Source organism: Streptococcus oralis (assembly GCF_026782345.1).
Taxonomy (GTDB): Bacteria; Bacillota; Bacilli; order Lactobacillales; family Streptococcaceae; genus Streptococcus; species Streptococcus oralis_CK.
Genome location: NZ_JAKUWI010000004.1, coordinates 12,849 through 28,201 on the forward strand (window position 1 = coordinate 12,849; position 15,353 = coordinate 28,201).

Consider the following 15,353-nt stretch of genomic DNA (forward strand, 5'->3'; position numbering starts at 1 on the left):
GAGGCTGGAAAAAGGGTTCCGCCTCTTTTTTACTTTTACAATTACAAGGTACGAAGCGCATCCTCAAGCGCTGTTTTTTGTTGGGTTTGGGCATCGATCTCTTTAATGATACGAGCCGGAACACCTGCTACTACAACGTTTTCTGGAACATCTTGGGTAACAATAGCTCCTGCTGCAACAACTGAACCACTGCCGATTTGGACCCCTTCGATAACCACTGCATTGGCACCGATAAGAACATTGTCTCCAACACGGACTGGCTCAGCGCTAGCTGGCTCAATCACACCCGCCAAAACTGCACCTGCACCAACGTGACTGTTTTTCCCAACGATAGCACGACCTCCAAGGATGGCACCCATGTCAATCATGGTTCCAGAACCGATTTCAGCACCGATATTGATAACAGCTCCCATCATGATAACAGCATTATCACCAATTTCCACCTGGTCACGGATAATAGCACCTGGCTCGATACGAGCATTGATAGCACGTTTGTCTAGCAAAGGAACTGCAGAATTACGAGCATCTTGCTCGACAACATAATCTTGATTTTCTACTAAACCTTCAAGAAGCGGAGCCACGTCCTTCCAGTCTCCGAATAAAACATTCCCTAGTTTGACAACAGAGCTTGGTACAGCAGTTGCGAGTTCCCCTTCAAAGGTTACTTTGACACTGGTTTTCTTTTCAGCATTGGCGATAAATTGGATAATTTCTTGAGCGTTCATTTTTGTAGCAGTCATAGGTGCCTCCTGGTTCGTTATAATGATACCTATTCTACCAAAAAAGGCCTCAAATTTGAAGCCTCAACTATCAAATAATCATCTTTACTGGGCTTGTTTTGCTTCCTCTACAGATAAAAAAATCATCGGAACGATAATCAACACCATAGCTAAGGCCAAAAAACCATCCATGACCAATCCCAAAAAAAGAACACTTAATAAAGCTGAAGAGAGCGGTTCGCTAGCACTCACCACCGATACAACCAGCGGGGAAACGAGTGACACAGCCTTCATAGATAGGAAGAAAGCAAAAGCAGTTCCAAACACGGCAATCATCAGACAAATCAGCACGCTTACCAGATCCATTTGAAAGCTTATCTGATAGATAGGGTAAAGGAAATTACTAAAGAGCCCTGCCAGAATCATCCCCCAACCAACAGTAGGGACAAATCCATAGTGGCGGGCAAATCGTTGGGGAAGGATGACATTAAACATGACCCCTACCGCACTGAGCAAACCAGTCACTAGAGCCAAGGGCGTCATGGATAACTGGGACAAGTCCCCTTTTGTGGCCATCAAAAAAACACCTAGCATGGCAATCAAAACATAGAGAATCGCTGTAATCGAAGCCTTTTTCTGGTAGACAATGCGATTGTAAAACAGGATAAAAACTGGGCTGATAAATTGCAAAATGGTCGCCGTCGTCGCATTGGAATACTCAACGCAGAGATAGAAGAAAAACTGCACAGAAAAAATACCTAGAATAGCATAGGCTAAAAAAGGTAGATAATTTTTCTTATCACGCCAGATGTCCAATAATCGAGTGCGCAACTGAAAGGCCGATAAGCCTAAAACCAAACTCCCCGCTACCAGTAAACGCATAGAAGTAATCCATCCAGAAGACACTGGATAATGAGTGAAAAAATACTCTCCTAAAATCCCACAGATCCCCCAGATTAGGCCTGAGAGTAGCGAATATAATGTTCCCTTAACAATCTTTTTCTGATAATGATTCATATTATTATTGTAACACGAAACCAACAAAGAAAAAAGTAGCAACAAGGTCAAAATTAAGATAACCGTGCTGCTACTCTATCTTAACGATTAAATAGACGTGAACGTCCTGAAGAGCCACTCTGAGTATTTCCACTCGAACTTGTTGTTCCCGAACCGCTACTTGAGCTTGGAGGAGTTACTGCAGGAATGCTTCCTAGAATATTCTTCCAAGCATTCTGATAATCTGCATCGCTTCCTCCAATAGCGAAGCGGTAGGCGGTTACTGGCGCCCCTTCTTTAGTAGCCCAGTAACTTGTTACGGTAGAACCGGAAACGTTAACTTCTTTGCCATTAATTGAAACCTTGCCCGGCTTCTCCCCTGTCGACTTGAGAACTTGTGACTTGGTCACACTTGAGTCAAGATTAAAGCGCTCATTCCCCCAAATGCCAGGTTTTGCTTGTTGAATAGCATTAACCAAGTGGGCCATATAGTTGGCATTGCGGTAGTGGCCCGCCCCTTTGGCTAGCGGGCGGTTGTCATCGTGACCTAGCCAGCCACCCAAGGTCAAGCGAGGCGTAGAAAGCATAAGCCACATATTTTCATCTTCATTGGTTGTACCAGTTTTTCCAATCCAGTCGGCGCTAGCGAGGCTTGGATTGATGGTAGCCAAGTCTGTCTGGAAACTTGTGGTAATCCGAGATGAAATAACATCGCGAAGCAAACTTTGCATGATGGTCGCTGTCGCTTTTGAGTAAACTTGGACAGGTTTATCCTTGTGCTCGTATACCACTCGACCATCTGTTGACTCGATCTTCGCGATCATATGTTTCTTATGGTAAACTCCGTTGTTGGCCAGAGTCTGATATCCGTTAGTATGCTGAGCAACTGTAACGTCAATTCCTCCGCCCATCGGTAAACTCTCAATACCATATTCTGGGATTTCGTAACCCATTTTTTCCATATACCCTTTGACATCAACCCCCTTCTCTCGAAGTGTACGATAAGTCCAGTAGGCTGGAATATTCCATGAGTAGTTGAGGGCCTCCCCTAACGTCATCATCCCTGTACCAGGACTATTGACATACATGATAGGATTGCCGTTTGAAAAGTTGGTCGGATAGTTTGATAAGATACTTGCACTTCCCATCAGACCTTGGTCAATAGCAATACTGTAAGCCAATATCGGCTTAGTAGTTGAGGCAGGGGAACGTTTTGTATCGATAGCATGGTTATTCTGATTTTTTTGATAATTGCGACCACCGACAAATCCAAGAATAGCTCCTGTTTGGTTGTCCATGAGGACATTCCCCACCTCAGGCTGTCCTGTCGAATCATCTAGCAGATAGCCGTAGGTTGCCACCGCATTTTGCATCGCAGCATGAATATTTTTATTGATAGTCGTCGTGATCTTATATCCACCATTTTCAATTTCCTTAGTCGCTAAATCACGATAAGCTTTCTGGACGGATTCATTCTTTTGCTCTTGTACAGAAACATTATCTCTCTGAATCAGGTAGTCATACATCCGATCAGTGGCTTCTGCCAAGGTTGCGAAGTAGAGATAGTCACGTGAAGTACCACTAACACTACCTGATGGTAGGAAATCTTTCTTAAAGTCATAATCTTTGTACTTATCGTAATCTTCCTGACTTAGAGCCCCTGTCCGGTACATATTATAGAGAACATCTCTAGCCCGTTTGATCCCCAGAGCCAAATCCTCCTCGCTCTTCATACTACCGTCAGATTCATAAGGGGAGTAACTAATTGGGCTCTGTGGCAATCCTGCGATAAAGGCTGCTTGAGGGACCGTTAAATCCGAAGCCTTAACCCCAAAGATCCCTTCTGCAGCCTGCTGGGCACCTGCAATATTTTGGCCTTTATGATTGCGACCAAAAGGAGCAATGTTGAGGTAGGTTGTTAAAATCTCATCCTTACCCATAGCCCGTTCTAAAGCCAAGGCATCAATAATTTCTTTGGCCTTACGAGCTAGAGTGGGAGCGTCCCCCACTACTTGTTGCTTGATGACCTGCTGAGTCAAGGTCGAACCACCACTAGACGATCCCAAACCGACAAAGGTTCCCAGAGTCGCACGAATAACGGCCTTTGGCACGACTCCCTTGTGCTCGTTGAAATTCTCGTCCTCTGTCGCAATGATAGCCTTCTTAAGATTGTCTGAGATAGCATCTGAAGCGACTGAAGTGCGCAACAAATCGCCCTCGATCGAGGCAATGGTACTGCCGTCAGAATAAGTGATTTCTGAGATAGAGGCAATATCCTTCACTTGCTTGACCAACTCTTCTGCTTGAGGTACCTGGGCCTTGTCAAATAGAGCGACTCCATAACCCATAGCCACCCCAGCACCAAACAGTCCACCGATAAAACCTAGGATAAAGAGAGTATTAAAAACTATTTTAAACCCACTCAAAACCTTAGCAAAATTAGATCCTGCCCTTCCAACTTTGTCAGAAGAGGTCCCCTTTTTACCGGTTTTCTTATTAGCCAGTTTTTCTGCTAGTCTTTTCTTCCATTTTGCAATTCGTTGCATTAGCTGCTGGAAAAAATGCAGCATTTTTGTTTTTAATTCATTAATTCTTTCTTTCATGAATGTCCTCGCTTTCTCTATTATACCATAAAAGGGAAACTTTCAATAAAATAGCCACTTTCTTCCCTATTCTACTAGGCTATTAATCAAGTTTGTGATACAATAGGTAGAAACAATATTTTATAAAGGAGAAAAGACACATGCACATTTTTGATGAGCTAAAAGAGCGTGGTTTGATTTTTCAAACGACTGATGAAGAAGCTTTGCGCAAAGCCCTAGAAGAAGGTCAAGTTTCTTATTATACCGGCTATGATCCAACTGCTGACAGCCTTCACCTAGGCCACCTTGTCGCAATCTTAACCAGTCGTCGCTTGCAGTTAGCAGGTCACAAACCTTATGCGCTCGTTGGCGGTGCTACAGGTCTCATCGGAGATCCGTCCTTCAAAGATGCTGAGCGTAGTCTCCAAACAAAAGACACAGTGGATGGCTGGGTCAAGTCTATCCAAGGACAACTTTCTCGCTTTCTTGACTTTGAAAACGGTGAAAATAAAGCTGTCATGGTCAACAACTACGACTGGTTTGGCAGCATCAGCTTCATTGACTTCCTCCGTGATGTCGGAAAATACTTTACCGTCAACTACATGATGAGCAAGGAGTCTGTGAAGAAACGGATCGAAACAGGGATTTCTTACACTGAGTTTGCCTACCAAATCATGCAAGGGTACGACTTCTACGTCCTTAACCAAGAGCACAACGTAACACTACAAATCGGTGGTTCTGACCAGTGGGGAAATATGACCGCAGGTACCGAATTGCTTCGTCGTAAGGCTGACAAGACTGGTCACGTTATCACTGTTCCACTCATTACAGATGCAACTGGTAAGAAATTTGGTAAATCAGAAGGAAACGCTGTTTGGCTCAACCCTGAAAAGACTTCTCCATACGAAATGTACCAATTCTGGATGAATGTCATGGACGCTGACGCTGTTCGCTTCTTGAAAATCTTTACTTTCTTGTCACTAGATGAGATTGAAGACATCCGCAAGCAGTTTGAGGCTGCTCCTCATGAACGCTTGGCTCAAAAAGTCTTGGCTCGTGAAGTCGTGACTCTTGTCCACGGAGAAGAAGCCTACAAAGAAGCCCTCAACATCACTGAGCAACTCTTTGCTGGAAACATCAAAAACCTTTCTGTCAAAGAACTCAAACAAGGACTTCGTGGAGTGCCAAACTACCAAGTACAGGCAGACGAAAATCACAACATCGTAGAACTCCTCGTATCTTCTGGTGTGGTTAATTCAAAACGTCAAGCCCGCGAGGATGTTCAAAATGGAGCTATCTACGTCAACGGTGATCGTATCCAAGACCTTGACTATGTCTTGAATGACGCAGATAAGTTAGAGAACGAACTCACTGTTATCCGTCGTGGTAAGAAAAAATACTTTGTATTGACTTACTAAACTGTTCAACATTTATCTATAAACAAAGGAGTTAACTTCGAGAAAGGTAACTCCTTTTTGCTGTTAATAACTCTCATCTATCTATTTTTAATAGACAGACTACGCAAGACAATGCGCAAGGTTGTTAGATTATGTAAGATAGAGAGATTTGAAGGACTGAGCCAATTAAACAAGCCAAAGCCAATCAAACTACTATTTACGACAACGGTATCTTGAATATTCTTCTTGATGAGTATTTGCAAAGATGATGATAGCGAATCCAACTCTTGGAAGAAATCCAAGCGATTATCTAACAATAAGATATCACTCATCTGCTTAGAAATATCTGCGCTTTCATTCATCACCACACCGATATCTGATAGGGTTAGAGCCGCTGAGTCATTCAATCCATCTCCAACCATCAAAATAGTGTGACCTACTTTCTGCAGTTCCTCTACTAACTCAAATTTCCCATCAGGTTTCAAGTCTGTATAGACCTGATCAAAGGGCAAATCTTTGACTAATTCCTCTGTTCTAACCAAGGTGTCCCCTGTTGCCAGAATCAATTTTTTCCCTTGTGCCTTAAGTTTCTCCAAGGCTGCTTTTGCTTCTTTTCTCAAAGGAGTATGAATGCAGAACATTCCAATCAATTCATTCTGGTAGGCTAAGAATAAGAGATTGTAGTGATTCTTGTACTCTTCAATCAAAGCATGTTGTTCCAAACTAATATGAATCTGCTCATCCTGCATCAAGACATAATTTCCAATAACAACTGGTTGGCCATCTATATGGGATTTGATTCCCTTACTTGCGATATATTGGAGTTTCCCATGCATTTCCTCATGTTCAATCCCCTCTATCTCGGCTTGTTTGACAATGGCATTAGCAATAGGATGATAAATGTGTTCCTCAAGACAGGCACTGATTCTGAGAATATCTTCCTCGCTATAGTCCCCAAAAGGTAACACCTTTTCAACTATAGGATAGCTAGTTGTGATTGTTCCTGTCTTATCAAACAAGAAAGTATCAACTTCCAGATATTTCTCTAGAACATCCCCATCCTTAATCACCATTTCACGGTTCAACCCCTCTTTGATAGCTGTCAAATAAGCTACAGGAGTAGAGATTTTCAAAGCGCAGGAGAAATCAACCAATAGGAATGAAATAGCCTTAGAAAAAGAACCTGTTAATAAGTAAGTCAGACCAGCCCCCAAGAAATTATATTTGACGACCTTGTCCGCCATCTTGATGAAATAGCGTTGTTTAGTTTTCTTGTTTTCTTCAGATTTCTTCATCAACTCAATCAGCTGTAAAATACGGCTGTTCATCTGATTATCGGTTACACGAATGCGTAGCTCCCCAGTTTCCAAGACTGTGTTTGCACAAACCGAATCAGACTCTCTTTTTTCAACTGGAAAACTCTCTCCCGTCAAGGAACTTTCGTTGACCATACCTAAACCTGAAACTACTTGTCCATCAAACAGAATTTCATTTCCTTGAGATAGGACCAAGACATCTCCTATTTGAACATCGGAACTCTTGATACTAACGACCGTATCGCCCTGTACTAAGAATACATCGCTCTCTTTTGCAAGAAGACTCTGTTCTAAATCTGTTGCAGTTTTTTTCAAGGACCACTGATCTAAATGATTCCCCAAATCAAGCATAAACATGATGTTGCTGGCAGTCTTGGATTGGTTCATAAACAAAGACAATAAAATAGCCGAACAGTCCAAGACTTCCATCGTTAGTTCCTTACGCGCTAGTGTTTGATAGGCTTCTTTAACATATCCAAAAGCCTGATAACAAGTCCATATATAGCGAATAGGAGACGGCACAAGACTACGAAAAAGCACACGCTTAATCGCTGCACCTGAAACGATAGAATAGGCACTCTCTTCTCTACGAACAGGAAGAGTCATCAACTCAGAAACTTTCCCTTTATCAATCCTTTTTAAAAAGGCTTCTGCATTGTCTAATACAGAGAAGCCTTCTTTTATACGTAGGGTAAAGTGCTGTTGATCCATGTAAAACTGGATAGACTCAATTCCCTTCTCATCTCTCGCCAAGGAACGAAGATAGTCTTGAATATCCAAGGTAAGTGAAAAAGAAGATGATAGTCGGATATGTTGATATCCTCTATATAGCACTTTAAAAGACATATTATTCTCCTATAAGGCTATCTAATTGCTCTTCTTTTTTCTCTTGCTCATACAAATATTTAGCATCTTGCAAAACATCGTCTCCATGTTGTTTCACAACAGAAACAGATGCATCTAGCTCGTCTTTCAACTTGTAAGCCTTAGCCAAAGCTTTAGAATAACCTTTTTTAGCTTCCTTACTTGCTAAGATTTTCAAACCAAGGGTACCAAATGCGACACCACCCAAAAATAATGAAGATTTTTTCGCAACTTTTGCAACGGTTAATACTTCTTTTAACATACTTATTTCCTCCTTATCATTATTATATAGCAATTTAGATATAAAAGCAATTTCATTTTATAAATTGGAGAATTAGTTTTATTTCTACTGAATCTCCCATCTACTTGCTCCTAAAGTTGCTTTCACTTGCCTCTTTTGATACACTTAAACTATGAATACAAATCTCAAACCCAAACTTCAGCGCTTCGCTGCTGCGACTGCCTTTGCCTGTCCTATCTGCCAAGAAAATCTAACCTTAGTAGAGAGCAGTCTCAAGTGTAGCAATCGTCATTCTTTTGACTTGGCAAAATTTGGCTATGTCAACTTGGCTCCTCAAATCAAGCAATCTGCCAACTACGACAAGGAAAACTTTCAAAACCGCCAAGAAATCCTAGAGGCTGGCTTTTATCAGGCTATCTTAGAAGGTATCTCCGACTTACTAGCCACTAAACCATCCGCAAAAACAGTCTTGGATATCGGTTGTGGCGAAGGCTTCTACTCTCGCAAGCTCCAAGAAAGTCACTCTGACAAAACCTTTTACGCCTTTGATATTTCAAAAGATTCCGTTCAAATCGCTGCCAAGAGCGAACCAAACTGGGCGGTCAACTGGTTTGTCGGCGACCTGGCTCGTCTTCCTATAAAAGACGCCAGCATGGATATCCTGCTTGATATCTTCTCGCCTGCCAACTATGGGGAATTCCGTCGCGTTTTATCCAAAGACGGTATTTTGATCAAGGTCATCCCAACCGAAAATCACCTCAAAGAAATCCGTCAAATGGTGCAGGACCAGCTGACAAAGAAGGATTATTCCAACCAAGATATCAAAGAACATTTCCAGGAACATTTCAGCATCCAATCTAGTCAGATTGCTTCCTTAACAAAACCTATCTCGGCTGAGCAACGCCAAGCCCTGCTTGCCATGACGCCCTTACTCTTTCACGTTGACCATACCAAGATTGACTGGAGCCAACTGACAGAGATTACCATTGAAGCAGAGATTCTAGTTGGGAAAGCACTGTAATTAAAACTTTCAGATAAGACAAAAACCCGCACCTCTTCTTGAGGTGTGGGTTTAAATCGCGATTCTTCAACTGTCTATCCGAAAAGTGGAAAAAATTTTAACCTCTCCATTTATCTTCGATTCGAAATGACAAATTTATCAATGAATAATAAGTGAAATGAGGCAAGTGTAATCCCCAAATAGCAGCCATGATAAGAGATATCTTGATGGGTAAGGGGAAAAAGAGTATTATTGCCCGTCAAGAGGCATGTCACAATCACAAATAGTATCCAGAATAAATCAGTCCATTTATATTTTGAAAAATATTTTTTCCACATATAAACACCTTCTTTCTTCACCACAATGCTATTATGATACAAATTATAAGCGGATACAAGAAATACGAGGCCATCAACTACGAAGAATCATGAGACTGAAATACAGTAAAAAGCAGTATTTCTAAAACTTCAACGTATCTATGATTTATCTCTTTTTAGACCTGATTGGCTAAAATCCACATCATTCAAAAAAGCGAATTTCAATTGAAATTCGCTTTTTTTACAAAGTGATTAGTATAAATTTTGTATCTTAGTTCAAGTGCCAGATATCTTCGTTGTACTGAGCGATTGTACGGTCAGATGAGAAGAATCCTGCTTTGGCAATGTTAACGATGACTTTATCCAACCATGCGTCGCGGTCTTCGTAGTCAGCAAGCATTTGCTCTTTCACTTTGATGTAGTCTTCCAAGTCAAGGAGAGTCATGAACCAGTCTTTGTTGATCAATTCATTGTAAAGACGTTCCAAGCGCTCTTTCTTACCTACTGCAAGAACAGCGTCACTCACGATGAAGTCAACCAATGGTTTGATGGCTTTACGAGCGTAGAATTCGCTTGATTTGTAAGCTGCTTTTGCGTAAAGGTCGATAACAGTTTCTGAATCTTCACCAAAGATGTAGATGTTTTCGTCGCCAACCAACTCAGCGATTTCCACGTTAGCTCCGTCCATAGTACCAAGAGTCAAAGCTCCGTTCAACATGAATTTCATGTTACCAGTACCTGAAGCTTCTTTAGAAGCAAGTGAGATTTGTTCTGAGATGTCACATGCTGGGATAAGGAAGCTTGCTGCAGTAACGTTGTAGTTTTCAACCATAACCACTTGCAAGTGTGGAGCTACTTCTGGATCATTTGCAATCACTTCTGACAAGCAAAGGATCAAGTGAATGATGTCTTGGGCGATTGTGTAGGCAGGAGCTGCTTTACCACCAAAGAAGACTGTGATTGGACGAGCAGGGATGTTACCAGCCTTAATATCAAGGTATTTGTGAATCACATACAAAGCGTTCATCTGTTGGCGTTTGTACTCGTGAAGACGTTTGATTTGGATATCAAAGATAGAGTTTGTATTGATTTCCACACCTTGGTGATCTTTCAAGTGACGAGCCAATTTACGTTTGTTGTGAGCCTTGATGCTTTCCAATTTTTCTTTAACAGCAGCCTTGTCTTCGTATGACAAGAGTTTTTCAAGCTCATCTGCTTCATGGTGCCAACCATGTCCAATAATCTCATCCAAGTAGTGAGACAGTCTTGGGTTGGCATGCATGAGCCAACGACGGAATGTGATACCGTTTGTTTTGTTGTTGAATTTTTCTGGGTAGATGTCGTAGAAAGCTTTCAACTCTGAGTTCTTCAAGATCTCAGTGTGGAGGGCTGCTACCCCGTTAACACTGTATCCGTAGTGGATATCCATGTGAGCCATGTGTACACGGTCGTTTTCATCAATGATTTGAACAGCTGGGTCTTTGTATTCTGCTTTCACACGACGGTCCAATTCTTTGATGATTGGTACCAAGTGAGGAACCACTTCTTGCAAGAATTCAAGAGGCCATTTTTCAAGGGCTTCAGCAAGGATTGTGTGGTTAGTATAGGCAGTCATGCTACGAACGATAGAGATTGCTTCGTCAAGTTCGATACCACGTGCAGTCAAAAGACGGATCAATTCAGGGATCACCATTGATGGGTGAGTATCATTGATTTGTACAACTGCGTAGTCTGCAAGGTCATGCAAGTTGCTTCCTTTTTCGATTGCTTCATCGATGATCAATTGCGCACCGTTTGAAACCATGAAGTATTGTTGGAAGATACGGAGCAATTCACCTTGCTTGTCGCTATCGTCTGGGTAAAGGAAGAGAGTCAAGTTGCGAGCGATATCTGTCTTGTCAAAGTTGATACCATCTTCGATGATAGAAGAATCAACTGAATCCAAGTCAAACAAACGCAAGCGGTTCTTTGTTGCTGTCTTGTAACCAGGTACATCGATATCGTAAAGGGTAGATGTCAATGTGAAATGTGCGAATGGCACTTGGTAGCTACGGCTTGAGCGTACCAACCAGTTTTGCTCAGTCAACCAAGCATTTGGAATTGTTTCTTGTTGGTTATTTTTAAGAACTTGTTGGAAAAGACCGAAGTGGTAGTTCAAACCAATGCCGTCACCATTCAAACCAAGTGTAGCGATTGAGTCGATAAAGCAGGCTGCCAAACGTCCCAAACCACCGTTACCAAGTGATGGTTCCAATTCTACTTCTTCGATTTCGATCAACTCTTTACCGGCATCAGCAAGTTCTTTTTTCACATCGTCGTAAAGACCAAGGTTGATCAAGTTGTTTGACAAGAGTTTACCAATCAAGAACTCAGCTGAGATGTAGTAAACTTTCTTCTTACCAGTGTTGACTGGTTTTTGGCTGCTAGCAAGCTTGCTGTAGTTGAGAAGAGCAAGGTAAAGCTCTTCATTGCTACATTCTGCAATAGTTTTATTGTAACGCTTTTGTACAAATTCTTTTAATGGTAACATTTTTGTGTCTCCTGATATTGTCTTATTTCTTTAATTCTACCAAATTTTCATTAATTCGGCGATAAATTGTAGTCAAGTCAAGCAAAGTTTCTTCAACAGCTGGTGTCAATTGATCTGCTGTCATGCGCCAAGACCAGTTTCCACCAAGAGTAGATGGGTAGTTCATGCGAGCCGCCTCATCCAATTCTAGCAAGTCTTGCATGGTAGCGATAGCCATAAAGCTCACTGATGAAAATACTGTGCGAAGCATAGCGTGTGGCACTGTTTCGTACTCTTTACGGTTCGTGTAACGAGCCATATACTCACGAGTTGGATCATCGATCTCATTACGGTACCAACCAAGGACTGTATTGTTATCGTGTGTTCCTGTGTACATAACAGAGTTAGCAGGTGCCAAGTGTGGGCTATCGATACTTTCGTCTTCTGGGTTGAAGGCAAATTGAAGAATCTTCATTCCTGGGAATCCTGTGCGTTCACGCAACTCGATGACTTCATCTGTCATGAAACCAAGGTCTTCCGCGATAATGTTTAGCTCACCAAGCTCTTCCTTAACAGCTGCAAAAAGCTTGTAGCCTGGACCTTTCACCCATTTACCAGGTGCTGCTGTATCGGAACCAGCAGGAATTTCCCAGTAAGATTCGAAACCACGGAAGTGGTCGATACGAACGATGTCATAAATCTTGAAGCTTTCGCGCAAGCGTTCAATCCACCATTTGTAGCCGTCTTTGTCCATTGCTTCCCAGTCGTAGATTGGGTTTCCCCAAAGCTGACCAGTGGCAGAAAACTCATCTGGTGGGCAACCTGCGATGCAGGTTGCTTTACCAGTGGCATCTGTCTTGAAGAGATGTGGATTTGCCCACATGTCGCTTGAATCTTCCGCAACGTAGATAGGCATGTCTCCAACAATTTCGATGTGGTTGTCGTTAGCGTAGGCTTTCAATTTCAACCATTGTTGGAAGAAGAAATATTGAGTCACACGGTGATAAACCAACTTGTCTGCCAATTTCTCACGGTAGCTTTCAAGTGCTGAAGCTTTACGCGCACGAGCATCTGCATCTGACCATTCTGTCCAAGCAAGATTGTCAAAATGCTCTTTAATCGCCATATATTCTGCGAAGAGTTCAAGCCATGATTGGTTGTCTTGAGCAAACTTCTCAAAAGCTTTGACGTCTCCCACTTCCAAGAAACGTTTAACTGCCTTTTCTAAAAGCGGACGACGTGCGTAATAAATCTTCGCATAGTCAACTTCAGATGCATCGCTACCAAAGTCAACACCTTTAAGATCACTGGCTTCGAGCAAGCCTTGCTCTACCAAGATATCAAGGTCGATAAAATGCGTATTCCCAGCAAAGGCTGAGAATGATTGATATGGAGAATCTCCATAGCTTGTTGTCCCAAGAGGGAGGATTTGCCAGTAACGTTGCTTGGTACGAACCAAGAAATCAACGAAATCATAGGCAGTCTGACCAAATGATCCAATCCCGTATGCTCCTGGTAGAGAAGAGATGTGCATCAACACACCACTTTGACGTTTTTTCATAATAGCACCTCATGTGTTTGTTATAAAACGTTGCGCAATCAAGGCGCAAACGTTTGCGTTAATTTAAGTATAACGCATTTCAAAAACAAATGCAAGCGTTTTTAAAAATTTTTTTGAATTATTTTTATCTAACTAAAACTTATTCCCACTGATATTTAATGAAATAAGCGAAAAAATTTTAAAGATTTTCTGATTTAAGATAATTCATTCCCAATATCTGCTCTATTTTCTGAAAAACTGAGCCGAATTTACGCAATCGTTTTCCTAATATATTTTCAATTCAAAAAAACAAACATTTTAAGTTCTTTCCTATATATAGGCTTTAACAAATGTTTGAAACCTTAAAATTTTTTTAAAAAACTTTTTAAAAAAGCTTGCAACCGTTTTCTATTTGTGCTATACTAGGCTCATAAAAGAAAACGTTTGCGTTTTCTAAATAAATTATACTGTTATTCTTTAGGAGGAATACACTATGTCATCTAAATTCATGAAGAGCGCTGCTGTGCTCGGAACTGCTACTCTCGCTAGCTTGCTCTTGGTAGCTTGCGGAAGCAAATCTGCCGACAAGGCTGCTGATACTAGCTCTTCAGAAGCAAAAGAACTTACTTTCTACGTTGAAGACCAATATAAAGCCTTCGCTGAATCTGCTGCAAAAGCTTATGAAAAAGAATCTGGCGTAAAAGTTACTATCAAAACAGGGGACCAAATGGGTGGTCTTGACAACCTTTCTCTAGACAACCAATCTGGTAAAGCTGCTGACGTTATGATGGCTCCATACGACCGTGTAGGTAGCCTTGGTACTGACGGACAACTTTCAGAAGTTACTCTTAGCGACGGTGCAAAGACAGACGATAAAACAAAATCTCTTGTAACTGTTGGTGGTAAAGTCTATGGTGCTCCAGCTGTTATCGAATCACTCGTTTTGTACTATAACAAAGATTTGCTTAAAGAAGCTCCTAAAACATTTGCTGATTTGGAAAACCTTGCTAAAGACAGCAAATACGCTTTCGCTGGTGAAGATGGTAAAACTACTGCCTTCCTAGCTGACTGGACAAACTTCTACTACTCATACGGACTTCTTGCTGGTAATGGCGGTTATGTATTTGGCCAAAACGGTAAAGATCCTAAAGATATCGGACTTGCAAACGAAGGTTCAATTACAGCTATTAACTATGCTAAATCTTGGTACGAAAAATGGCCTAAAGGTATGCAAGATACTGAAGGAGCTCCAAACTTAATTCAAACTCAATTCCAAGAAGGTAAAACTGCTGCTATCATCGATGGTCCTTGGAAAGCTCAAGCATTCAAAGATGCTAAAGTAAACTACGGTGTTGCGACTATCCCAACTCTTCCAAACGGTAAAAACTATGAAACATTTGGTGGTGGTAAAGCTTGGGTTATTCCAGCAAGCACTAAGAACCTTGAAGGAGCTCAAAAATTTGTAGACTTCCTTGTATCAACTGAACAACAAAAAGCGTTCTACGACGCTACAAACGAAATCCCAGCTAATACTGAAGCTCGTACTTATGCTGAAGGCAAAAAAGATGAGTTGACAACAGCCGTGATTGAACAGTTCAAGAACGCTCAACCAATGCCAAACATCTCACAAATGTCAGCTGTTTGGGACCCAGCTAAAACAATGCTCTTTGAAGCTGTAAGTGGTACGAAAGATGCGAAAACAGCTGCTAACGATGCTGTAACATTGATTAAGGACACAATCAAACAAAAATTTGGTGAATAATTGATTTGTTCAAGGGGGGTGGAAGCATAATCCCCCTTTGAATTTATAGATACGCCTATTATTATACGTACGTATCCTACGATTGAATCCGAGTTTTATCTCGCATCCTA

General features: G+C 41.5%; 11 protein-coding genes. 3 read left to right on the top strand and 8 right to left on the bottom strand.

The window, feature by feature from the left end; genetic code table 11:
• Positions 1-41 precede the first annotated feature (41 nt).
• The 3 genes from dapD to pbp1b all read right to left on the bottom strand — a co-directional run bounded on the left by dapD (position 42) and on the right by pbp1b (position 4,318).
• Positions 42-740: a 2,3,4,5-tetrahydropyridine-2,6-dicarboxylate N-acetyltransferase gene (gene dapD / locus MK405_RS08345; protein ID WP_049478396.1), complete on the bottom strand. Its 699-nt coding sequence runs from the start codon at positions 738-740 to the stop codon at positions 42-44.
• 84 nt (positions 741-824) lie between these two features.
• Positions 825-1,736 carry a DMT family transporter gene (locus MK405_RS08350; RefSeq protein ID WP_143989109.1) on the bottom strand — a complete coding sequence of 304 codons (912 nt, stop codon included), beginning with the start codon at positions 1,734-1,736 and terminating at the stop codon, positions 825-827.
• 80 nt (positions 1,737-1,816) lie between these two features.
• Entirely contained in the window at positions 1,817-4,318 is a 2,502-nt protein-coding gene (pbp1b, locus tag MK405_RS08355; protein WP_143989108.1) for a penicillin-binding protein PBP1B, read from the bottom strand.
• Between the two features lie 140 nt (positions 4,319-4,458).
• On the opposite strand from pbp1b, the gene tyrS reads away from it, so the two are divergent.
• Entirely contained in the window at positions 4,459-5,715 is a 1,257-nt protein-coding gene (gene tyrS / locus MK405_RS08360) for a tyrosine--tRNA ligase (RefSeq protein ID WP_084874244.1), read from the top strand.
• Between the two features lie 77 nt (positions 5,716-5,792).
• Here tyrS and MK405_RS08365 read toward each other — a convergent pair whose 3' ends face one another.
• Together MK405_RS08365 and MK405_RS08370 are read right to left on the bottom strand one after the other, a co-directional pair.
• Positions 5,793-7,856 carry a heavy metal translocating P-type ATPase gene (locus MK405_RS08365; RefSeq protein ID WP_143989107.1) on the bottom strand — a complete coding sequence of 688 codons (2,064 nt, stop codon included), beginning with the start codon at positions 7,854-7,856 and terminating at the stop codon, positions 5,793-5,795.
• 1 nt (position 7,857) lies between these two features.
• Positions 7,858-8,136, bottom strand: coding sequence for a DUF6110 family protein (locus tag MK405_RS08370; protein ID WP_000910909.1), 279 nt, complete (start codon positions 8,134-8,136; stop codon positions 7,858-7,860).
• Positions 8,137-8,287: 151 nt separating this feature from the next.
• Here MK405_RS08370 and MK405_RS08375 point away from each other — a divergent pair, with 151 nt between their 5' ends.
• On the top strand, positions 8,288-9,136 hold the full coding sequence (locus tag MK405_RS08375) for a putative RNA methyltransferase (RefSeq protein WP_143989106.1): 849 nt from the start codon (positions 8,288-8,290) through the stop codon (positions 9,134-9,136).
• A 110-nt stretch (positions 9,137-9,246) separates the two neighbouring features.
• Here MK405_RS08375 and MK405_RS08380 read toward each other — a convergent pair whose 3' ends face one another.
• The 3 genes from MK405_RS08380 to malQ all read right to left on the bottom strand — a co-directional run bounded on the left by MK405_RS08380 (position 9,247) and on the right by malQ (position 13,502).
• Positions 9,247-9,453 carry a hypothetical protein gene (locus MK405_RS08380; RefSeq protein ID WP_143990046.1) on the bottom strand — a complete coding sequence of 69 codons (207 nt, stop codon included), beginning with the start codon at positions 9,451-9,453 and terminating at the stop codon, positions 9,247-9,249.
• Positions 9,454-9,703: 250 nt separating this feature from the next.
• Positions 9,704-11,962, bottom strand: a complete 2,259-nt coding sequence (gene glgP, locus MK405_RS08385; protein ID WP_268704773.1) for a glycogen/starch/alpha-glucan family phosphorylase — start codon at positions 11,960-11,962, stop codon at positions 9,704-9,706.
• 22 nt (positions 11,963-11,984) lie between these two features.
• The gene (gene malQ, locus MK405_RS08390) at positions 11,985-13,502 is read right to left on the bottom strand and encodes a 4-alpha-glucanotransferase (protein ID WP_000747316.1); all 1,518 of its coding nucleotides are present in this window, start codon (positions 13,500-13,502) and stop codon (positions 11,985-11,987) included.
• Positions 13,503-13,974: 472 nt separating this feature from the next.
• On the opposite strand from malQ, the gene MK405_RS08395 reads away from it, so the two are divergent.
• Complete coding sequence (locus tag MK405_RS08395) at positions 13,975-15,243, top strand: extracellular solute-binding protein (protein WP_084911283.1); 1,269 nt, start codon at positions 13,975-13,977, stop codon at positions 15,241-15,243.
• The last annotated feature ends 110 nt before the right edge of the window (positions 15,244-15,353 follow it).